This window comes from Sorangium sp. So ce185 (assembly GCF_051526825.1).
GTDB lineage: Bacteria > Myxococcota_A > Polyangia > Polyangiales > Polyangiaceae > Sorangium > Sorangium cellulosum_D.
The window spans coordinates 2,056,565-2,078,276 of the sequence record NZ_CP150316.1 but is presented as its reverse complement, the minus strand read 5'-3'; the positions used below and the strand labels follow the sequence as shown (position 1 = coordinate 2,078,276).

At 73.4% G+C, this 21,712-nt stretch carries 13 protein-coding genes; 4 read left to right on the top strand and 9 right to left on the bottom strand.

What is annotated here, in order from left to right:
* The first annotated feature begins 218 nt into the window (after positions 1 to 218).
* Positions 219 to 1,850 (top strand): 2,3-bisphosphoglycerate-independent phosphoglycerate mutase, encoded by a 1,632-nt coding sequence (gene gpmI / locus WMF26_RS07590; protein ID WP_061623439.1) that lies wholly within the window; start codon positions 219 to 221, stop codon positions 1,848 to 1,850.
* A complete protein-coding gene (locus WMF26_RS07585) occupies positions 1,851 to 3,305 on the top strand; it encodes a protein kinase domain-containing protein (protein WP_437999772.1) in 1,455 nt (484 codons plus the stop codon).
* Positions 3,306 to 3,415: 110 nt separating this feature from the next.
* Here the strand turns inward: WMF26_RS07585 and WMF26_RS07580 are convergent, their stop codons facing one another.
* The 3 genes from WMF26_RS07580 to WMF26_RS07570 form a co-directional block, all read right to left on the bottom strand.
* Positions 3,416 to 8,704, bottom strand: a complete 5,289-nt coding sequence (locus tag WMF26_RS07580; RefSeq protein ID WP_437999771.1) for an AAA family ATPase — start codon at positions 8,702 to 8,704, stop codon at positions 3,416 to 3,418.
* Between the two features lie 126 nt (positions 8,705 to 8,830).
* Positions 8,831 to 9,184: a YkgJ family cysteine cluster protein gene (locus tag WMF26_RS07575; RefSeq protein ID WP_061623436.1), complete on the bottom strand. Its 354-nt coding sequence runs from the start codon at positions 9,182 to 9,184 to the stop codon at positions 8,831 to 8,833.
* 53 nt (positions 9,185 to 9,237) lie between these two features.
* The gene (locus tag WMF26_RS07570) at positions 9,238 to 10,254 is read right to left on the bottom strand and encodes a peptidylprolyl isomerase (protein ID WP_437999770.1); all 1,017 of its coding nucleotides are present in this window, start codon (positions 10,252 to 10,254) and stop codon (positions 9,238 to 9,240) included.
* A 415-nt stretch (positions 10,255 to 10,669) separates the two neighbouring features.
* Between WMF26_RS07570 and WMF26_RS07565 the strand changes: the two genes are divergently transcribed.
* Positions 10,670 to 12,898 carry an NADP-dependent isocitrate dehydrogenase gene (locus WMF26_RS07565; protein WP_437999769.1) on the top strand — a complete coding sequence of 743 codons (2,229 nt, stop codon included), beginning with the start codon at positions 10,670 to 10,672 and terminating at the stop codon, positions 12,896 to 12,898.
* Between the two features lie 227 nt (positions 12,899 to 13,125).
* Here WMF26_RS07565 and WMF26_RS07560 read toward each other — a convergent pair whose 3' ends face one another.
* The 3 genes from WMF26_RS07560 to WMF26_RS07550 all read right to left on the bottom strand — a co-directional run bounded on the left by WMF26_RS07560 (position 13,126) and on the right by WMF26_RS07550 (position 16,993).
* The gene (locus WMF26_RS07560; protein WP_437336512.1) at positions 13,126 to 13,899 is read right to left on the bottom strand and encodes a ribonuclease HI; all 774 of its coding nucleotides are present in this window, start codon (positions 13,897 to 13,899) and stop codon (positions 13,126 to 13,128) included.
* 294 nt (positions 13,900 to 14,193) lie between these two features.
* Entirely contained in the window at positions 14,194 to 16,302 is a 2,109-nt protein-coding gene (locus tag WMF26_RS07555; RefSeq protein ID WP_437999768.1) for a proprotein convertase P-domain-containing protein, read from the bottom strand.
* Between the two features lie 256 nt (positions 16,303 to 16,558).
* On the bottom strand, positions 16,559 to 16,993 hold the full coding sequence (locus WMF26_RS07550; RefSeq protein WP_437999767.1) for a hypothetical protein: 435 nt from the start codon (positions 16,991 to 16,993) through the stop codon (positions 16,559 to 16,561).
* 515 nt (positions 16,994 to 17,508) lie between these two features.
* Between WMF26_RS07550 and WMF26_RS07545 the strand changes: the two genes are divergently transcribed.
* On the top strand, positions 17,509 to 17,976 hold the full coding sequence (locus tag WMF26_RS07545; protein ID WP_437999766.1) for a hypothetical protein: 468 nt from the start codon (positions 17,509 to 17,511) through the stop codon (positions 17,974 to 17,976).
* Between the two features lie 49 nt (positions 17,977 to 18,025).
* Here the strand turns inward: WMF26_RS07545 and WMF26_RS07540 are convergent, their stop codons facing one another.
* The 3 genes from WMF26_RS07540 to WMF26_RS07530 form a co-directional block, all read right to left on the bottom strand.
* Positions 18,026 to 18,586, bottom strand: a complete 561-nt coding sequence (locus WMF26_RS07540) for a lysophospholipid acyltransferase family protein (protein WP_437945429.1) — start codon at positions 18,584 to 18,586, stop codon at positions 18,026 to 18,028.
* Positions 18,587 to 18,876: 290 nt separating this feature from the next.
* Positions 18,877 to 20,325 (bottom strand): GuaB1 family IMP dehydrogenase-related protein, encoded by a 1,449-nt coding sequence (locus tag WMF26_RS07535; protein ID WP_437999765.1) that lies wholly within the window; start codon positions 20,323 to 20,325, stop codon positions 18,877 to 18,879.
* A 54-nt stretch (positions 20,326 to 20,379) separates the two neighbouring features.
* Positions 20,380 to 21,705 carry a glycosyltransferase gene (locus WMF26_RS07530; protein ID WP_437999764.1) on the bottom strand — a complete coding sequence of 442 codons (1,326 nt, stop codon included), beginning with the start codon at positions 21,703 to 21,705 and terminating at the stop codon, positions 20,380 to 20,382.
* Between the last annotated feature and the right edge of the window lie 7 nt (positions 21,706 to 21,712).

Below are 21,712 nucleotides of genomic sequence, written 5' to 3'. Positions count from 1 at the left end.
CCCGCCGCCGGGCCGGCGCCGCCCGCCGCCGGGCCGGCGCCGCCCGCCGCCGGGCCGGCGCCGCCCGCCGGCCCCTCCGCGCCGCCGGGCGCCGCCTGCGGGCCTGCCGCCGCCTGCCCCTGGACGCCCCCGGGACCCCGGCCGGGGCGCCCCGGCGCGGGTCGAAAATGCCCGAGCAGCCCCCCGATCGCCGCGGCTTCGTTGTAGATTCCGCCGCCATGAGCGAAGCCGCACCCTCTCCCAGTCAACGCCCCCGCCCGCTCGTCCTCTGTATCCTCGACGGATTCGGCGAGCGCGAAGAAAAGGACCAGAACGCGATCGCCCTCGCGAAGATGCCGAACCTCGACGCGATCAAGCGCGACGCGCAGACGACGCTGATCGGGACGAGCGGCCCCGACGTCGGCCTCCCCGTGGGGCAGATGGGCAACAGCGAGGTCGGCCACCTGAACTTCGGCGCGGGGAGGATCGCGCTGATGGACATCTCGCGCATCGACGTCGCGATCGCCGAGAACAAGCTCGGCTCGAACGAGATCATCGACCGCACGTTCCGCATCGCGCAGGACCGCAAGTGCCGGCTGCACCTGTTCGGCCTCGTCTCGGACGGCGGCGTGCACTCGTCGCTCGATCACTTCTTGGCGCTGTTCAAGCTCGCGAAGTTCCACGAGGTGCCCGTGGTCCTGCACGCGTTCCTCGACGGGCGCGACACGCCGCCGAAGAGCGCGTGGGGGTACGTCGAGAAGGTCCAGGAGGCGCTCGAGGGCGTCGGCGTCATCGGCACCGTGTCGGGCCGGTACTACGCCATGGACCGCGACAAGCGCTGGGACCGCGTGACAAAGGCCTACACGGCGATCGTGCGCGGCGACGCGCCGCGGGCCGACACGGCGTTCGACGCGATCCAGCAGTCGTACGCGCTCGGCAAGACGGACGAGTTCGTCGAGCCCGTGCGCATCGGCGACTACAGCGGCATCAAGGGCGACTTCATGGCCGACTTCGCCTCGAAGGAGGCTCGCTGGGAGTGGTTCGGGGAGGAGGTCGGCCTCTCCGTCAACTTCAGGCCGGACCGCATGCGCGAGATCTCGGCGATGCTCACGCGTCGCAACCTGCCGCCCGAGGTCGAGGAGCTCCTCACCGATCGCGGCAAGCCGGTCTACGCCTTCCAGGAGCACTGCTACAGCTGCATGACCGAGTACGACGCGGCCCTGAAGCTGCCGGTCGCGTTCCCGAAGGACGAGGTGACCGACTCGTTCCCCGAGGTGATCTCCCGCGCCGGGCTCACGCAGCTCCGGTGCGCCGAGACCGAGAAGTACGCGCACGTCACGTACTTCTTCAACGGCGGCCGCGAGGAGACGTTCCCGGGCGAGGACCGGAAGCTCGTGCCCTCCCCGCGCGACGTCGCCACCTACGACAAGAAGCCCGAGATGAGCGCGGCCGGCGTCGCGAGCGAGGTCGTGGCCGCGATCAAGAGCGGGAAGTACGACTTCATCCTCGTGAACTTCGCGAACCCGGACATGGTCGGGCACACGGGCATCCTCGAGGCCGCCATCCACGCCGTCGAGGCGGTCGACAAGGGGCTCGGCGACATCGCGGACGCCGTGCGCGAGGCCGGCGGCGCGCTGATGATCACCGCGGACCACGGCAACTGCGAGCAGATGAAGGACGATCAGGGCAACCCCCACACCGCCCACACGCTGAACCCGGTGCCGCTCTATTACCTGAACAAGCACGACGCCGGCGTCGTGCTCCGGTCGGGCGGCCGCATCTGCGACGTGGCGCCGACGATGCTCGAGATCCTCGGCATCCCGCAGCCCGCGGCGATGACGGGGCGCTCGCTCCGCGTTCGACAGCGCTAAGTGGGCGCCGCGGAGAGGCAGCTCGGCCCGTACATCCTGCGCGAGGCCGTCTCGTCGCGGGCGCTCACGGTCACGTACCGGGCCGAGCATGTCGAGCTCGGCCGGGCGGCGCTGATCAAGACGCTGAAGCCCACGGTGTCGGCCGCGAGCGCGTTCGCGGCCGGCCTCGAGCGCGAGGCGAAGATCCTCGCGCGCATCCGGCACCCCAACATCATCGACATCCACGATTTCCAGCGCGACGAGGACCGGATCTGGCTGGTGCTCGAGCCGCTCTCGGGCCCGACGCTCGCGGAGCTGTGCGCGCGCGCCGGCCGCCTCGACGAGGGCGCGGCGGCGGCCATCGCGCTGGAGATCGCGCGCGGCCTCGGGCACGCGCACGAGCGCGGGGTCGTGCACCGCGAGCTGCGCCCGGAGCGGGTCGTCGTCACGGCGCCCGGCGGCGTGAAGATCCTGGAGTTCGCGGCGGCGTTCGACGGCCGGCTGCCGTCGCTGCCCGAGCCGTTCGAGGGCAGCGACACGTTCGCGCGGCCCGACTACATGGCGCCGGAGCAGATCCTCGGGGCGGAGACCGGGCCGCAGGCCGACGTGTTCGCGCTCGGCGTGGTGCTGTTCGAGATGCTCGCCGGCGCGCGCCCGTTCGACGAGCCGAAGCAGGAGCCGGCGGACGCGGACGCTGCGCCTTCCGCGTCCCGCGCGTCGCGCGCGCCGCGCGAGCGCGAGGAGGACCGGTGGGCGGAGGGCCGGGCCGTCGCGCACCGCATCCGCAGCGCGCCGCCGCAGCCGCTGCGGGCGCTCGCGCCCGACGTGTCGCGCGGCCTGGAGCGGGTGGTGCTCCGGTGCCTCGAGAAGGAGCCGGAGCAGCGCTACGAGAACGGCCGCGCCGTCGCGGACGCCCTGGCCGAGGAGCTCGCCGAGCGCGGTCACGCGCAGCCGAGGGCGCTCATCGGGAGGGCGCTCGCGGCGGCGAAGCTCGGCGGGGACGAGCTCCCGCCCGCGCAGGTGCCGTCCGTCCGCCCGGCCGCCGAGCGGCGCCACGCGCCGTCGCTCGCGCCGGACGCGGTCCGGCTGCTCGGCATCTTCTCGCTGGTCGTCGCGGGCGGCGCGCTCATCGAGCTCGGCTTGCGCGAGCACGACGCGGTCGGCCCGCCCAGCGCCGAGGCCAGACAGCCCGGCGCGCCGTCGGAGGGGCGCGGGTACCTGAAGGTGCTCGCCAGGCCGTGGGCGGAGGTCGTCGTCGACGGGGAGCTCGTCGACGTGACGCCGATGGCGCGGTCGATCCCGCTCCAGGCGGGGCGGCACTACGTCACGTTCCGCCACCCGAACGCGCCCGAGGAGAAGCGCACGATCACCGTCTCCGCCGGGCAGACGGTCACGCTCGACGTCAGCATGCGGATCGACCGCAGCGCGCTCGACGCGGGGGCGCCGCCGGTGGAGGACAGGGACGCCTCACCCTGAAGCGCGGCGCCCTCGCCGGCGCGGCGCCGGGGGAACCGCAGCGCCGGCGCCGGATCGCTCCGGCGCTCGAGCCCGTCGGTCGACCGCGCTCCGTGCATCGGCGGGAGGCGTCAGCCCGTACGCTCTTCGGCGCGGCCGTGATGCGCGCTCGACGAGGCTTGCCCGCCGGGCGGCGCGCTCGGGACCTGCCCACGGGCCTCCCGAGGGGGCTCGCGCGGCAGCTCCACGATGAACGTGGCGCCCGCGCCGGGCTCGCTGTCGATCCGGATGCTCCCGCCGAGCGCGTCGACGATGCGCCGCGCGATCCATAGCCCGAGGCCGAGCCCCCCGAAATGGCGCTCCGACACGCCGCGCTCGAACCGCCCGAAGAGGCGCGCCTGCGTCGCGCGGGCGATGCCGGCGCCGCGGTCGCGCACGACGAGCCGGGCCCTGCCGTCGTCCGCCTCGATCCGGACATCGATGGGCTTGCCCTCACCGAACTTGACGGCGTTCGACAGCAGCTTGTCCGTCACCTGAACGAGGCACACGCGATCCCAGAGGCCCACGACCCCGGGCTCCGCGTCGAGGGACAGCGCCGAGCCCGCGTGCTCGAGCGCCGCCGCGTGCCTCGCGGCGACGTCGCGGACCACGAGCGACAGATCCACCGGCTCCATCCGCATCTCCGGCTCGCCCGCGGCGAGGCGCGCGACGTCGAGGAGATCGTTCGCGAGCCGCTCGAGGCGCCCGATCTGGCGCCCGGCGCGCTCCAGCTTCCTGGCCGCGCGATCGGACCCCTCGGCCCTCATCCGGCCGGCGCGCGCGTCCCGGAGCAAGGTCTGGACTTCCATCTGGAGCGGCGTGAGCGGCGTCCTCAGCTCGTGCGCGGCGAGCGTGAGGAACGTGTCGCGCGCCCGCACCCCCTCTTCGGCCTGCGCGAGCAGGCGCGTCCGCTCCTCCAGCAGGCGCGTCCGCTCCTCCAGCAGGCGCTCGAGGTCGCCGTAGAGGAACGCGTTCTCCAGCGCGACGGCGGCCTGGGCCGACAGGATCGCCACCACCTCCACGCGCTCGGCCGTGAACGCGCCCGTCACGAGGTCGTTCTCGAGGTACAGCACGCCGCGCAGCGCGCTCCCCGAGAGGACCGGCGCGCACAGCACGGAGCGGGACTGCCGCGACGCCACGTAGGGATCGTCGCGGGTCGCCGGAGACGTGCGCGCGTCCTCGAGGACCACCGGCGCCCGGGTCCGGGCCACCGTGCGCACGACGGACAGGCACGCGCGATCGCCGGCGAGCTCGACGGGCGCGCCCCCCGCGCGGACGGCCCCGCGGGACGGGTCGCCGGCCGCCTCCAGGACGAGCGCGCCCTCCCGCTCGACGAAGAGCGCCCCTCGCTGCGCGCCGGCGTTCTCCATGGCGACGGCGAGGAAGCGCGTCGGGAGCTCGTGGAGCACCAGGCTGCTCGCGATCGCGCGCGAGGCCTTGAAGAGCGACGCCGCGTCGAGCAGGACGGCCGGCGCCTGCGACGTCGTGATCAGCGCGCCCATGGGGGTGTGCATCGGCAGGAGCGTCGCGTGCTGCTGCTCGAGCTGCGCGACCTTGGCCACGGCGCCCCACCGCGCGTAGAGCCGCCGCGCTCGCTCCAGGTAGGCGCGCGCCAGGAAGTCCCTGCCAGCGGCCAGCCAGAAGCGCCCGGCGAGCTCGCACGCGAACGCGGCGTCCTGCACGAACCCGTGCGCCTCCGCCCCGGTGACGGCCTCGTCGTAGAGCCTGGCCGTCGCCCAGGGGTGCTCGCCCTGGATCCCGGACCGCACGGCCTCGATGAGCGCGACGAGGTGCCCGAAGTTCATCGGGGCGTGCCGCGCCGCCTGCCGCAGCCCGGCGAGGATGCCGTCGGCGCGCGCGACGAGCGCGCCGCGCCGCTCCCCCGCCTCTTCCGCGGCGACCATCAGGCAGGCCAGCGCCTCCGGGATCTGCATCCGGGTGAACAGGACGAGCCCGGGCACGGCCGCGAGGTGCGGCTCGATCCACGCGATCTCCTCGAGGACGCCGCGGAAATCGCCGAAGAGGCTGAGCAGGAAGGTGCGATGGAAGGCGATGTAGAACAGGGAGAACGAGTCGCCGGCGGCCTCCAGGCCGGGGCGCGCCGCCTCCGCGTCGAACGCCTCGCCCTTCAGGACCGTCGGCTGCCCGCCCGCCCCCAGGAGGTTCAGCGTGGCCTGCTGGAGGACCCTCAGGTACCGCGCGGTGCGCTCCTGGTGGAGCGGCGCGAAGGAGCGGCGCAGCTCCTCGATCTCCTGCAGGAGCCCGCGGAGCGGCGCGCCGCTGATGTAGCCGTGGATGCAATACCCCATGCCGCAGTGGCTCGCCCACTCGAAATCGCCGTGCGAGAGCCCCTCCTGGTGGCCGAGGCGCAGCGGCGCGAGCGTGTCGCGGAAGTGCGCCGTGCGCGGGTGGATCATGCACTCGAAGAGGTTGACGATCATGGCCGAGAGCTCGCGAGCTCGCAGCCGCGCCATCACCTCCATCGCGAGCCGGCCGAAGCGCGCGCCCCCCTCGACGTCGCCCTCCAGGACGACGAGGAGGTTACCGAAAAAGACATACGACTGCGGGGAAGACGGCGCATTGCCGTGCTCGATGGAGAGCCGCACGCCCTCGGTGACGAGGAGCGGGTAGTGCGCCGGCGCCACCTGAAAGGCCAGGCCCACGACCTGGCGGATGAGCTGCATGGCGGCGAGGGCGCATGGATCGCGCATGGGTGGCAGCTTCGCGAGCTCCTCCACGCCCTCGCCCGCGAGCCGCTCGCGGATGGCGGAGATGGCGCGCAGCACGTCCTCGACCGCGGGCTTCTCGGGGAATGTGAGCCCGATCCGCCCGAGCGCGCGGAGGCCCAGGCGCAGGGCTTCCCTGCTCCGGTCCTGCGCTTGCGCGCTGCGGATGCGGAGCCCGTCGACCTCGACCTCCTCGAGGACCGAGGCCGCGTGGGAGGAGAGCGCGGAGACGAGCCGCTCGACGCCGCCGAAATCTCCGATGAGGCAGGCCGCGAGCGCCGTCGCCCGGTACAGCGAGACGGCGAGCTCGCGCGCCCGCGCGAAGCCCTCCTCGCCCAGCACCCGGACGCCCGCGCCGAGCAGGCTCGCGGCCACCTCGAACGACGCCGCGCCGAGGGCCCGCTGGCCGCCGCGCAGGAACAGCCTGGCCACCTCGAGCCGCTCCCCCTCGTCCGCGAGCAGCGCCTGGCCGGCCTTGAGCTGGTCCAGGATCACGAACAGGCGCTCGTCCAGGCGCTCGGCCGGCGTCATGGCGATGAGCCGCCGTCCGAGCTCGAGGTGCACGGCAGGTCGCTCCCGCTCCTCGATGAGCGCGTAGGCCGCCTCCCGGATCCGATCGTGCGCGAACGCGAACGTCGCGCCCGAGGGGTGGCCGGCGGGCGCCCGGAGGCGGAGCGGGATCAGCATCCCGGCCTCCACCGGCTCCCGCAGGTCCGAGAGCGTGTCCTCCGCGGGGGCGCGGCAGACGGCCGCGAGCGTGGCCGCGTCGAACGTATCGCCGAGGCACGCGCCCACGCGCAGCGCGCTCCTCGCGGCCGGCGAGAGCTCGCCGAGCCGCGCGCGGAGCAGCTCGGCGGCGCTCTCCGCCATCGGCGCGGCCTCGACGCGGGCATCGTCCCACGTGAAGGAGGCGGCGGCCGGGTCGAACGTGATGACGCCGTCGCGGAGCAGCCGCTCCAGGAGCTGGCCGATGACGAACGGGTTGCCCCCCGTCTTCCGCGCCACGATCGACGCGAGGGTCCCCACGCGCGAGACCGGGACCCGCAGCGCGTCGGCGACGAGCGCGGCGACGGCGCGCTCGCGGAGCGGCGAGGGCGCGATCGAGGTGACCCTCGCGGCGCCGAGGCGCATGCGCTCCATCGCCGCGGGCAGGGGGTGCCCCGCGGCGAGGTCGTTGTCGCGGTACGCGAGGATCACGCAACAGAAGCGCAGCTCCGGATCGGCGGCGAGCTCGCAGAGCAGGTCGAGCGTCGCGGCGTCCGCCCACTGGAGGTCGTCGAGGAACAGGACCAGCGGACGGCCGTCCCGACACAGCGCGCGCACGAAGTTGCGGAGCACCATCGTCGCGCGGTTGCGCGCCTCCACGGGATCGAGCTCCCGCAGCGGCGGCTGCGGCCCGATCAGCAGCGTCAGATCCGGCACGAGCGCCGTGACCAGGGCGCCGTTCTCGCCCAGCGCGGACAGGAGCTCCTGCCGCCACGCCGCGACGGCGTCCGGCTCGGCCCCGAGCAGGTGCCGTACGACGCCCTGCAGCGCCTTGGCGAGGACGTCGAACGGCGTCGCGCGCTGGGACCTGTCGCACTTGCCCGCGCCGAACATCCCGCGCTTGCCCGTGATGGGGCGCAGCAGCTCGTGGGCCAGCGCCGACTTGCCGATGCCCGGGGGTCCGCCGACGAGGATGACCTCCGCGCGCCCCTCGACGGTGGCGCGCTCCAGGGCGAGCGCGACGGCCTCGATCTCGTCGTCGCGACCGTACAGCCGGCGGGGGATCGCCAGCCGATCGGGGATGTCGCGCCGGCCGAGCGGGAAGGGCTCGATCCGGCGCGCGCTGCGCCGCGACTCGACGCATCGGCGGAGGTCCGCCTCGACGCCCCACCCCGTCTGGTAGCGGTCCTGCGGCTCCTTGGCCATCAGGCGGAGCACGAGGTCGGACACGACCTCGGGGATCGCGGGGTCGACCTCGCGGGGCGCGACGGGGGCGCACGCCAGGTGGCAATACACGAGCTCGAGCGGGTCGCTCCGCTCGAAGGGCCGGCGGCCCGTGAGCATCTCGTAGAGCGTCACGCCGAGCGCGTAGAGATCGGCGCGGGCGTCGAGCGGCCGGTTCATGCGCCCCGTCTGCTCGGGCGCCATGTACGCGAGCGTCCCCTCGATCTCGGACGGCTGCGCGAGCTCGGCTTGCTCCAGCGGCAGCTCGCTCGCGACGCCGAAATCGATCAGCTGAACGGCGCCCGTGCGCTCGTTCCACACGACGTTCGACGGATTGACATCCTTGTGAATGACGTGTCGGCGGTGCACCTCGGTCAGCTCGCCCGCGACTGCAGCGCCGATCGCGAGCGCCTCGTCGATCGCGAGCCGCCGCCGAGCGCAGACGCTGGCGACGGAGACGCCGCCGATGTCCGGCATCTCCAGGCACCGCTTGCCGTCGAAGCTGAGGAGCTGAAAGGCGCGCCCCAGGCGGCGGAGCACCGCGGCCTCGTGGTCGGGGCCCTCGCTCTCATCGCTGTAGATCTTGAGGATCACGGAGCGGGCGGCGCGCCCGTCCGTCGGCGCGACCGCACGGAGCACGTGGCCCGACCTCGTGCGGGCGACCGCCTCGATCTGCCCGTAGCCGGCGGACTCCAAGGCTTTGACGATCTGAGCTGCGACGTCCATGGCCCACATCCAGGTCGCCCGTCTCGCGCGCGGAGCGCCCTTGCGAGCGGCTGGCGCTCGGCGCGCGAGGGACCTGCGAAGAGGATAGCGACATCGTGGCACCGCGCTGGGCGCCCGCGGCAGGGGCTAGCCGTCCCGTCCGCCGCGCGGCGCAGCGGCGCGCCGCAGCCGATCGAGCGCGATCAGCGGCCGCTCCCGCTTCTCGTGGAGCTCGCCGATGCACGCGCCGCTGCCGCGCTCGAGCGCGCGGCAGCAGTCGGGCCGCACCTCGTAGATCGAGCACAGGAAGCGGCCGCGCTCCGCGTCCAGCGTGAGCGCGGCGCAGCGGCCGTCCTCGACGTGCATGTAGCAGCGGTTGCCGATGAACCGCGTGAGCGCCCGCGCGCGATCGTCCATGCGGTCGTAGTCGCAGCCGAAGACCCGGACGTACTCGGGCAGGGTCGAGAAGCAGCAGGTGCCGCACGCGGTGCACTCGGGCACGCCCGCCTCGCCGCGGCCGCCCGCGCCCGCCGCGCCGCGCGCGCCGCCGCCCGTCAGAGCCGGACCTCCACGTGCGTCCCGCGCTTCAGCTCGTCGAGCCACTTCTGCTTGGCCTTCTGCAGGATCTCTGCCTGCAGCCGCTGGAGGATCTCCGGCCGGGCGGCGTCGAGCGTCGTGAAGCGCGACGGCTGGCGGCTGAGGAGCTTCATCACCACGAACGCGTCGCCCGCGCGCATCGGCCCGACCACGCCGCCCGGCTCGACCGCCATCAGCGCCGCCTCGAGCTCCGGGGCCATCACCTCGCGCTGGCCGCTCGCCGCGGCCTGCGTCCCCTGCGGCGCGCGGACCCCGAGGTCGCCGCCCTCGTCGCGGGTCGCGGTGTCGTCCGAGAACTGCCGCGCGAGCGCCGCGAAGTCCTCGCCCCGCCGCGCGCGGTCGGCGAGCGCCGCCGCGAGCGCGCGCCGCTCCTCGATCGCCTCGGCGCTCGAGCCGGGCAGGATGCGCAGGACGATCCACGCCGGGTGGTACTCGCGCCGCCGGCGCTCCTCGCGCACCATCCGGTCGTAAGCGGACAGCACGTCCTGCTCGGTGATGCGCACCCGGCCCTTCACCCGGAGCTGCAGCATCTTCCCCTCGAGGATCTGCCGGCGGATCTCGTCGCGGTACTCCTGCTCGGTGAGCCCGGAGGTCGCCCGCGCCATCCGGAACAGCTCCTCGACCGTCGTCTGCTCCGCGGCGGCGATGTTCCGGAAGGCGTTCTCGATCTCGTCGGAGGTGACGCGGATATTGGCCTTCTCGGCGGCCTGGCCCTCGAGCTCCTCTTCCACCATCTTCTGGACGAGCTCGCGAAAGAGCTGCGACTCGGCCGCCGCCTGCTGCGGGCCCGGCGGCACCCGGGCCTGGATCTGCAGGAGGAAGGGGCGGGCCCGCTGCCGCAGATCCGAGAGCAGGATGGCGCGATCGCCGACGACCGCGACGATCCGCTCGCTCACGACCGCGTGGGCGAGCGGCGAGGCGAGGGCGGCGGCGGTGATGAGCCCGGCGAGGGCGAGGCGGAGCGGGGCGCGCATCGCGCGGCTCTACCATTTGACCCCGGCCGGTTCCACGCGTTTCCGGCCCGGCGCGGCCCGACATGACGCGCCGCGCCTCGCTCCGGAGCGCGCCGCGAGCGCGCCGCGCCGCGGCTGTCCAGCCTGTTGCCGCAGCGATCCCGGCGCGGTAAGCGGCCGCCATGACGACCTTTGCCGAGGCGCACGCGAGGACAGCCGATCTCCATCTCGCGGGCAGGCACGCTGGTCGTACCGGACAACCCCATCGCCTCCCTTCATCTTCATCGAGCGCGCGTGGCCCCGCTCGGTCCCGCAGGCCTTGATAGCGATGCGGGGGTGTGAGTAGTGAAGTTGTCCAGCACCAGGTGAATCCGACTCGCCCGCGGGTAGGCACGGGCGATCCGACAATCCCGGCCCTTCAACCCTCGAGGAACAAGTGGAAACGCAAAATTCTACCATCATCTACACGAAGACAGACGAGGCGCCGGCCTTGGCCACGTATTCGCTCCTCCCGATCGTCGAGGCGTTCACGAAGGCCGCCGGGGTCCGGGTCGAGACGCGCGACATCTCCCTGGCGGGCCGCATCCTCGCCAACTTCCCGGAGCGCCTGACGGACAAGCAGAAGCTCGGCGACCACCTGGCAGAGCTCGGCGAGCTGGCCAAGACGCCAAACGCCAACATCATCAAACTGCCCAACATCAGCGCCTCCATCCCGCAGCTCGTGGCCGCCATCAAGGAGCTGCAGCAGCAGGGCTACGCCGTGCCGGACTATCCCTCCGAGCCGAAGACGGAGGAGGAGAAGGCGATCAAGGCACGTTACGCCAAGGTGCTCGGCAGCGCCGTGAACCCCGTCCTGCGCGAGGGCAACAGCGATCGCCGCGCCTCGCCCGCCGTCAAGGACTACGCCAAGAAGCACCCGCACTCGATGGGCGCGTGGAGCCGCGACTCGAAGAGCCACGTCGCGCACATGTCGGGCGGCGACTTCTACGGCAGCGAGAGGTCGGTCGTGGTGGACAAGGCGCAGGAGCTGAAGATCGAGCTCGTCGCCGGCGGCAAGACGACCGTGCTCAAGCCGAGCGTCAAGGTGCAGGCGGGCGAGGTCGTCGACGCCAGCGTGATGAGCGCCAAGGCCCTGCGCGCGTTCTACGCCGATCAGGTGGAGGACGCGCAGAAGCAGGGTGTGCTGTTCTCCCTGCATCTCAAGGCCACGATGATGAAGGTCAGCGACCCGATCCTCTTCGGGCACGCCGTCAGCGTGTTTTATGCCGAGGCGCTCGACAAGCACGCGGCCACGCTGGCCAAGGTCGGCTTCGACCCGAACAACGGCATCGGCGACCTGTACACCAAGATCCAGGGCTTGCCGGCGGACGAGAAGGCGAAGATCGAGGCGGACATCAAGGCCGTCTACGAGCGACGCCCGACGCTGGCCATGGTCGACTCCGACCGCGGCATCACCAACCTGCACGTGCCCTCGGACGTGATCATCGACGCCTCGATGCCGGCGGCCATCCGCTCCAGCGGCAAGATGTACGGCACGGACGGCAAGCTCTACGACGCCAAGTTCACGATCCCCGATCGCTCCTACGCCGGCATCTACCAGGCCACGATCGATTTCCACAAGCAGCACGGGGCGTTCGACCCGCGCACGATGGGCAGCTCGCCGAACGTGGGGCTCATGGCGCAGGCGGCGGAGGAGTACGGCTCACACGACAAGACCTTCAAGATCCCCGAGAGCGGCACGGTGCGCGTCGTCGACGCCTCCGGCAACGCCCTGCTGGAGCAGAAGGTCGAAGCTGGCGACATCTTCCGCGCTTGCCAGACGAAGGACATCGCGATCAAGGATTGGGTCAAGCTGGCCGTCGCCCGCGCGCGCGCCACGGGCGCCCCGGCGGTGTTCTGGCTCGACGAGAACCGCGCCCACGACAAGAACCTCATCGCCAAGGTCAAGGCCTACCTGCCCGAGCACGACACCAATGGCCTGGAGCTCCCGATCCTGAGCCCGGTGGAGGCGATGAAGTTCACGCTCGGCCGCATGAAGGACGGCAAGGACACCATCAGCGTCACCGGCAACGTGCTGCGCGACTACCTGACGGACCTGTTCCCCATCCTGGAGCTGGGCACCAGCGCCAAGATGCTCTCCATCGTGCCGCTCCTTGCCGGCGGCGGCCTCTACGAGACCGGCGCCGGCGGCTCGGCGCCGAAGCACGTCCAGCAGCTGCAGAAAGAGAACTACCTGCGCTGGGACTCGCTCGGTGAGTTCCTGGCGCTGCAGGTCTCGATCGAGGACCTCGCGAGCAAGACCAACAACGCCAAGGCCAAGGTGCTCGCCAAGGCGCTGGACACGGCGATCGGCCTGTTCCTCGAGAACAACAAGAGCCCGGCGCGCAAGGTCGGCGAGATCGACAACCGCGGCAGCCACTTCTACCTCGCGCTCTACTGGGCGCAGTCCCTCGCCAAGCAGACCGAGGACAAGGAGCTGGCGGCCAAGTTCGGCAAGCTCGCCACGACCCTGACGGACAACGAGCCCAAGATCAACGACGAGCTGCTCGGCGCGCAGGGTAAACCCGTCGATCTCGGCGGCTACTACCACTTCGACGATCAGAAGACGTTCGCCGCGATGCGGCCCAGCGCCACGCTGAACGCGGCCATCGACGGCTTCTCCTGAGCCGCGCGGGGCCCCCGCCGAGCGCGCGTGTACACAGGCGACGCGCTCGGCGGCCACGGCCGCCGAGCGTCGACATCAGGGCTGCTGGGGCGCCGCCCCCAGGGCTGCTGGGGCGCCGCCCCCAGGGCTGCTGGGGCCGTCTCCAGGGCTGCTGGGGCGCCGCCCCCAGGGCTGCTGGGGCCGCCTCCAGGGAGCCGGAGCTCCACCGTCTGCCGGAGAGCGCGCGCTCAGCCAGAGCCGGCAGCGCCGGGGTACACCGTCCGCCGGGACGCGCGCTCGCGGACGGCCTCGCGCGCGAGCGCGTCGGCGCGCTCGTTGAGCAGCACGCCCGCGTGCCCTGGAACGTAGACAAGGCGCGCGCGCGGCCGCGCCGCGAGCGCGTCGCGCAGCGAGGCGATGAGCTCGGCGTTCGCCTTGGCCTTCCACCCCTTCTGGAGCACGCCGATCGAGTACTGGCTGTCGGTGTGGATGACGATGGGCCGCTCCGGCTGGTCCACCTCCTCGAGCGACCGGAGGATCGCGGTCAGCTCCGCGATGTTGTTGGTCGCGGTGCCGAGGTACTCGCTGCGCTCGATCCGCCGGCCGCCGTCGATGATCACCACGCCGAGGCCCGCGGGCCCAGGGTTCCCCGAGCACGCGCCGTCGGCGTAGACGATGACGGCCCCCTCCGGGACAGGCGCCGCGGCGGTCGCCCCTCGCGCCGGCGCCTTGCGCTGCCCGCGCGCCGCCCCGGCCGGCGCCGGAGCGCCTGCGCCCCCTGCCCCGTCGGGCTGCTCGCCGGCGCGCGCCTTCACGACCGCCTCGGCCGGACCGCAGGTGTCGTCGGGCAGCACCTTCGGGTCGACGATGGTCAGGTTGTCCAGGCGGGCCTTGTACCTGCGGCCGTCGTTCGGCTTGTAGCGGATCTCGACGCCGCCCCCTTCCTCCGCGGTCAGGGCACCGGCGGCATCGGCGCGGGCGTAGACGGTTTGACCTCGAAGCGATGCGCGAACCCAGGGCACGCGCGCACCCTGGCATGAATCGCGGGCCGGCGGTACGGGAGACCCGGCCAGCCGAGCGCGGACGATCGGACCGGACGGGCGAGGCCGGGCGCGGCTGGGCGCGGCCGGGCGCGGCCGGGCGCGGCCGGACAACTAACGGCCGCAGCGCGGTGCGAGCCACGCGGTGCGAGCCGCGCGGGCGCGCCGCGCGAGCAGCAGCTTCGTGCAGACGGTCCACGCGTCGGTCAGCCGAAATAGTTAATAAGTCTAACTAAATTTACTGCGCGGGTCCTCGATGCGCTCGCCGCGGCATGGTCACCGCTCGATGCAGAGGGCGATGGACCACGAGTTCAGCCTGCCGGAGTCGGACCCGGCGTCGTCCCCGACCCGGAGCGTCCACGTGCCGCTCGCCGGGCGGGACACGAACGCCGTGAACGAGGCCTCCGGGCGGAAACACCCGCGGAACGGCGCCACGCCCGCCGTGACCGGGGTCCTGCACCCCATGTCGAAGAGGGTCCCGCGGTAGTCGTCGCCGGAGCCCCCGTTGTCGCTCGAGACATCGACCCTCGTCCCCGCCGGAGAGGCGAGCGAGATGTCGACGTCCGCGTCGAACGAGTGCGCGATATCGACCTCGAGCGTCACGCGCCGCACCGCGCCGCTCGCGCCGACCGCAAGGACGCTGGCGGCGACCGCGCGATCCGTGACCGTCTTGGGCACGTCCGTGGACGACTCCACCCACAGCACCTGCCCCGGCGAGCAACCGCCCACGCCGCCATCGCAGCCGGTCGCGCAGTCCGGGTCGTCGCAATCCGTCTCGCCGTCGAGGTCGTTGTCCTCCGCGTCCCCGCAGTTGCGCTCGCTCGAGTAGGTACACACGCTCGGCGTGCCCCGGCACGTGTACCTCGCCTCCACGACGCAGCTCGCGCTGCATCCGTCGCCGCTCGCCGTGTTGGCGTCGTCGCAGCCCTCGACGCCGGCCCGCACGAACCCGTCGCCGCACCGCGCGACGCGGCACGTGATGGGGCAGCCGTCGGTGCTGTCGGTGTCGCCGTCGTCGCACTCCTCGCCGGACCGGATCGCGCCGTCGCCGCACCCTTCGCGGAGGCACCCGGGGCTGCACCCGTCGCCGGCGTTCCGGTTGCCGTCGTCGCACGCCTCGACGCCGGTGCGCACGAACCCGTCGCCGCACGCGGCCGCCGCGCAGCCGGCCGGGCAGGCGTCGGTGTCGCTGGCGTTGGCGTCGTCGCACGCCTCGACGCCGGCCTGCACGAACCCGTCGCCGCACGAGGCCGCCTCGCACGTCGTGAGGCACGCGTCGGTGTTGCTCGCGTTGCCGTCGTCGCACGCCTCGCCGGCGGCGTTGACGACCCCGTCGCCGCACGCGGGCGGCGCGCACGTCCCCGCCGCGCTGCAGACGTGGCTCAGGCAATCGCGCCCGATCGCGCAGCGCATGCCGGCGGCGCACCCGACGCACGCCGGCCCGCCGCAGTCGACGTCCGTCTCCGCGCCGTTCCGCGCGACGTCGGTGCACGACGGGAGGCACGTCGTCCCCGAGCACCTGCCGCCGAGGCAATCGCCGTCCGACGCGCACGCCTTGCCGGTGGCGCACGGCGGGCACGCCGACCCGCCGCAGTCGACGTCGGTCTCCGCCCCGTTCGTCGCGCCGTCGGTGCACGAGGACGCCCTGCAGCTCCCGTCCCTGCAGATCCCGCTCCGGCAGTCCGCGTCGGCGAGGCACGCCGCCGCGTCCGGGCACGGCACGCACGCGGAGCCCCCGCAGTCGACGTCGGTCTCCGCCCCGTTCGTCGCGCCGTCGCCGCAATCGGGCGCCACGCACCTGTTCCCGACGCAGACGTTGCTCAGGCAATCGCCCGGGGCGAGGCACTCGACGCAGGCGCCGTTTCCGTCGCAATAGCGCCCTCCGGTTGGATCGGCCCCGCCGCACACCGTCGTGGCCGGGGCCGGCGGGTTCTCCGGCGCGCCGGCGACGCAGACGTCGGCCGAGCACGGGTCTCCATCGGAGAAGACGTCCTGCTCGTCCTCGATCTCGATCACGGCGCCCTGCCCGTCGCAGACGCTCTTCTTGCAGTCGCCCGGCACCTGTTCGGCCACGGGCTTTCCCCGCGGCGCCGGGTCGAGGCCGCACCGGCCGCCCTCGCAGGTGCGCCGCCGACACGCGCCGTCGACCCCGGGGCAATCCGCCGCCACGCTGCACGGCGCCCCGCCCGCTCCGCTTTCGCCGCCCGCTCCGCTTTCGCCGCCCTCGCCGCTTCCGCCGCCCTCGCCGCTCCCGCCGCCGGCCTCCGAGCCCGACGGCTCCCGGGGCTGATCGCAGCCGGCGGCGGCGATGGCAGCGGCGATGACGAGCGGCGGCAGGACCCTCGTGAACGGAGCGCTTCTGAAGAGGTCCGCTGGCACTGGCACCTCGATCTCCTCCGCGGCTCGCGGGAACGGCGATGTCCCTTCAAGGCCCGATCCGAGCCTGACGGACTCGCGCGGTCGATCTTCAGCGCACTAGACTGATATGGAATCGAGAGGACGCCAGCGGCCAGACGGCTCAGGAGAGGCCTTATCCAGGGACGTCGCCCCGGACGTCGCATCGAGGGTCCGCGCGCCGCGCGGCGCTCCGCTCCCGTCGCGATCCGCGCGGGCGCCAGGCGGCGCCCGCCGAGGGAGATCGCTAGTACTCGACGTCCTGCTTGAAGACGAGCTCCGAAGAGGGCGATTCGGGATTGGCGTTCTGCTCGAGGCTGATGACGAGCTCGAACCGGGTGAGCGGCACGCTCACGTCCTTGAGCTTGCCGGTGCGGGCATCGGCGTCGAAGTTGAGCGCGCCGACCCGCTGCCAGGGGGAGTCGCTGTCCGGGCGCGCCCAGACGACGTAGGCGGAGCCGCTCGAATCGAGGCGCTCGGGCGGCGGGAGGTTCTTCGCGCTGATGTCGAGGCGGGTCATGGCCGCGTCGAAATTGACGTCAGCCACGATCACGGCGTCGGCGCCCGGCGCTTTCCCTATGCCCTGCGGCGTGTAGCGCAGCGGGCCGCCGCAGCCCGCCATCATCGCGCACGCGAACGCCACGACAGCGAGCCGCAGCACCTTGGAAACAGTTCCTCTCATCTCGGTCGCTCCTCCTTCGTCGCTCTTTTGCGGGCGAAGACGCCTCGCGAGCCGCCGGCACCGGCCGGCGGCCGAGACCGCGGCGGCATCATAGCCGCTTTCGGCGGCGCCGACGGCGCTCGCGGATGCATCTCGGCGGCCGGACGCGCTGGACGAGCCGGCGGACCCGCTGCGCGGAGCCCCTGGCTCCGCCGCCGCGCCCCCCTGCTCCGCCGCCGCGCCCCCCTGGCTCCGCTCCGCCGCCGTGCGCGCTTCGTCCGCGGCCCCGCCGCCGCGCGCGCTTCGTCCGCGGCCCCGCCGCCGCGCGCGCTTCGTCCGCGGCCCCGCCGCCGCGCGCGCCCCGCGGACCCCGCGCGCTCCGCCGGCCCACCGCGACCGCGGGGCCCGCCCGCCGGGCAGGCGGCGCTCGGCCGCGAGCACGACGCCGGCGGCCGATCCCCGGGATCGGCGAGCGGCGCGGCACGGACGGATCGCATGGCGAAGCGCCGGCTATCGACTAAAGTCTCGAATTCGAGATGGATTTGGCACACACGCGGCTCGGAGCGCGGGGCGATCGCTGGTCGACCTCGAGGGGGGTCCTGGACGTCCGCACGCCCGCGTCCGACGTCGTGACGCGGCGCTTCGAGGGGTACGCGACGCTCGATCTCATCGAGCCGGCGGTCAGGCACCTGGAGACCCTGATCGACTCGGGCCTGCACCCGATCGTGTTCGACGATTTCGAGCTCGGCGCCGGCTACGACAGCGACGTCCGGGCCAAGCTCACGGCGTGGCACCTGCGGAACCCCGGCAAGCTGAAGGAGGTCCACGTCCTCGTGAAGCCGGGGCTCGTCGCCATGGGCGTCACGGTGGCCAACCTCGCCACGGGCGGCCGCTTCAACGTCTACACCGACCGCTCGGCGTTCGAGTGGGCGCTCGCGGGCGTGCTGACCGCGAGGATCACGACGGGGCCCGCCTCGTCGGCGCGCGTGCCGTCCCTGCGCTGACGAGCGCCCCCGGCGGCGCGCGAACGACCCGCGCGCCGCCGACCCGCGCTCACGGGTGCTGCGCGACCCCGTTCGCCGGGACATTCCGCGGGCCGAGCGTGATCTCGCTCATCCGGCTCGCGTGCTTTCCCTCGATGCCCTCGTAGTAACGGCGAATCGCCGCGATATCGGCGTCGATGTCGCCCGTCGGGTAGAAGACGTGGAGGATGCCGCCGCGCTTCCTGGGGAAATCGAGGTATCCGAGGATGATCGGCACGCCGGCGCCGAGCGCCACGTAATAGAAGCCCGTCTTCCAGCGCTTCGTGCGCGAGCGCGTCCCCTCGGGCGCGATGATCAGCTTGAGCTCGTCGTGCTGCTTCAGCACGTCGACCACGGCCGCGACGAGGTTGTTGCGGTCGCGGCGGTCGACGGGGATGCCGCCGAGCCACCGGAAGAAAGGGCCGAACGGCGGCTCGAAGAGCGTGTGCTTGCCGAGCCAGGAGAACTCGAGGTCGAGCACGTAGCTCACCGCGAGGGTGAACGGGAAATCCCAGTTCGAGGTGTGGGGCCAGGCGATCAGCACCGCCTTCGGCGGCAGATCCGTCACGCCCTCGACGCGCCAGCCGAACACGGACAGCCATGTGTGGCCGATGAACCGGCGAATGGCGCGGCGGGTGGCTGAAAGACGCGGTGCAGCGGCGCTCGGCATGGACGACCTCGACGGTAAGCAGCCGGAGATTCGTCGCGAGCCGGGTGGAAGTCACGTCACGCTTCCGTCATCCCGCGCCGCGCCGCGCGCGCCGCTCGCATGTGCAGCGCGGCGCGCGCACGGCGCTACGCGCCTCTACGACCGTGACGGAGCGCCGCGCGCGCCGCGCTCATCGCCGCGCGCGGCGCGCTCACCGCCGCTCATCCGCGCGCTCACCGCCGCTCTAGCCCGTGCGGCTTGCCCTCGCCGTAGCCGGCCAGCGTCTGCACGCCGATGACGGCCTTGTCGTGGAGCTCGTCGAGGTTCGCCGCGCCGGCGTAGGTGCACGCCGACTGCACGCCGGTGATCATCTCGATGAGGATGGCGCCGACGCTCTCGCGGCCCTCGTGGATGTAGATGCGCGACGTCGAGATGCCCTCGCGGAAGAAGACCTTCTTGGCGCGCTCGAACGGGTCGAGATCGGCGGTGCGCTCGCTGACGGCGCGGGCGCTCGCCATGCCGTAGTTCTCCTTGTAGAGCAGCCCCTCGCGGTCCTCCATCACGTCGCCCGGGCTCTCGTAGGTGCCGGCGAGGGTCGTCCCGACCATGACGCGCGAGGCGCCCGCGGCGAGGTAGAGCGCCACGTCGCGCGGGTGGCGGACGCCGCCGTCGGCCCAGACACGCTTGCCGTGGCGGCTCGCCTCGCGGGCGCACACGAGCACCGAGGAGAACGTCGGCCGGCCGGCGCCGGTCTGCATGCGCGTCGTGCACATGGCGCCGGGGCCGACGTTCACCTTCACGATGTCGGCGCCCGCCTCGATGAGGTCGCGCGTGCCCTCCGCCGTGCAGACGTTGCCGGCCACGAGCGGGACGGCGTCGCCGATCGTCCTCCGCACCGCGCGGACCGCCTCGATCATGCGCCGCTGGTGGCCGTGCGCGGTGTCGAGCACGATCGCGGAGACGCCGATCTCGAGCAGGCGCGCGGCGCTCTGGGCCGCCTGCGCGGAGATGCCGAGCGCCGCCGCGACCATGAGCTCGCCGCGGGCGTCGAGCGTCGGCCGGAGCAGCTCCAGGCGCACGGCGTCGTCGCGGGTCAGCACGCCGTGGAGCCGGCCCTCCTGGTCGAGCACGGGCACCGCCTTCACGCGCGCGTCCTCCATCAGGAGGAACGCCGTGCGGTTCGGCGTGCCCGCCGGGATGGTGATGAGGCGCGACGACATGAGCGCGGACGCGGGCGTGTACTGGTCGCGGTTGCGCAGGTCGGCATGGGTGACGATGCCGATGGGGCGGCGCTCGTCGTCGACCACGACCACCATGTCGTGCGACCGCTTCCGGATGATGCCGTGCACGTCGCGGAGCGTCGCCCGCGGCGAGACCGAGAGCGGCGTGTCGTACCGCGGGTCGGCGCGCTTGATGTGGCCGACGATGCGCTCGACCGTGTCGAGATCCATGTCCTGCGGGAGCACGCCGAGGCCGCCGAAGCGGGCCATCGTCTCGGCCATCCGCTTGCCGGTGACCGCGTTCATGTTCGCCGAGACGATCGGGTGCGAGCCGCCGGGGAAGTCCGTGGGGCGGAGGTCGGTGTCGAGGCGGGAGCCGCCGGCGAAGTACCCGGGGGTCAGGAACACGTCTTCGAGGGCGAGCTCCAGCGACTCGTCACGCTCGGGGTGGAGAAAGCGCATGCACAGCTCCGATCCAGGGTGATGGCGCCGCGAAGGCGGCGCGGCGCGCGCAGTCTAGTGCTTGCCGGCGGCGCGAGGCGCGTCGGCGAGGACGCGGTCGAGGATCGCGGCGATCCGGGCGGCCGCGGCCTCGGACGAGAGGTCCGGGGGCGGCGGGGCGGGCTCCGGGAGGGCGCCCGTCTCGCGGAAGCGCGCCAGGTGGCGCGCGAGCGCCGCGGCGAGGCCGTCGACGTCGTCGGGCGGCACGCGCGCGTTGTCGCTCCGGTGCGCGAGCAGCTCGTCGATCTCGGGGTTCGCCGCGGCGCTGACGATCGGCATGCCCGACGCGGCGTAGTCGTACGTCTTCGCGGCGATCCGCAGCACGACGCGCGGGCCCACCAGGGTGAGCAGCACGTGCGCCCGCCGCAGCTCGGCCATCACGTCGCGCTGCGGGATCGGCGGGAGGATCTCGATGTACGGGGTGAGCCCGAGCCGCTCGAAGCGGTCGCGATCGTAGGCGGACGTCCGGCCGATCTGCCGCAGGACGAGGTCGCCGGGCGCGAGCCGCTCGCGGTCGATCAGCCGCCGCAGCGCGGCCCCGATCGCGTCGGCCGAGGTCTCCTCGCGCAGCGTGCCGAGGTGGAGGATGACGAAGGAGCGCGGCGGCTCCGGCGCGGGGGCCGGCGCGTACAGCGCGAGATCGAAGTGGTTGCGCACGAACGACGACTTCGTCGCGAGCTCGGGGAAGCGCGCGCGGTAGGCCTCGAGCGCGTTCCTCGTGTTGAGGATCACGTGGTCGGCGCCCGCGAGCCAGCGGCGCTCGAGGCGCGGCACGAGGGCGCGCCGCGCCCGCTCGGCCAGGCCGGACGGGGGGCCGTTGCCGGTCTCGTGCAGCGACCACGGATCGCGCAGGTCGAAGACGAGCGGCACGCCGAGCGCGCGCTTCACGTGGAGGCCCACCGGGCACGCGGAGAACGGGCCGGCGCTCACCACGACGGCCTGCGCGCCGGCGCGGCGGGCGAGCGCGACGGCCACGCGCGCGGCGTGGAGCGCGTGCGGGGTGTAGCGATCGGTGAGCGCCCGGAACGGGCGGAGCCCCACGAGCGGACCCCCGAGCCCCGCCCGGCGCGGCAAGCGCGCGCGCAGGCCGGCGAACGCGGCCTCCGCGGCGAGCACGGCCGGGTCGAGGAACGCATCGGCGACCTCCACCTCGGGCGACAGCGCCGCGAGGAGGCCGTCGTCGCGCGTGTCTCCGGGGAAGGTCCCGGACAGGACCACGGGGCGGAAGCCGTGGCGCGGCAGGTGCCGCGCGAGCTTCACCCAGCGGAACGCGCCCACGCTCGTCTGCGGCGCGAAATACGGCGAGATCAACAGGAACGGGCGCACGGTCGCGGGCTCCATCGCAACG

Excerpts from the sequence above, each read along its gene's own strand:
- gpmI (WP_061623439.1), top strand. The coding sequence starts at position 219 with ATGAGCGAAGCCGCACCCTCTCCCAGTCAACGCCCCCGCCCGCTCGTC.
- WMF26_RS07580 (WP_437999771.1), bottom strand. The coding sequence starts at position 8,704 with ATGGACGTCGCAGCTCAGATCGTCAAAGCCTTGGAGTCCGCCGGCTAC.
- WMF26_RS07570 (WP_437999770.1), bottom strand. The coding sequence starts at position 10,254 with ATGCGCGCCCCGCTCCGCCTCGCCCTCGCCGGGCTCATCACCGCCGCC.
- WMF26_RS07550 (WP_437999767.1), bottom strand. The coding sequence starts at position 16,993 with ATGAGAGGAACTGTTTCCAAGGTGCTGCGGCTCGCTGTCGTGGCGTTC.
- WMF26_RS07545 (WP_437999766.1), top strand. The coding sequence starts at position 17,509 with ATGGATTTGGCACACACGCGGCTCGGAGCGCGGGGCGATCGCTGGTCG.
- WMF26_RS07535 (WP_437999765.1), bottom strand. The coding sequence starts at position 20,325 with ATGCGCTTTCTCCACCCCGAGCGTGACGAGTCGCTGGAGCTCGCCCTC.
- WMF26_RS07530 (WP_437999764.1), bottom strand. The coding sequence starts at position 21,705 with ATGGAGCCCGCGACCGTGCGCCCGTTCCTGTTGATCTCGCCGTATTTC.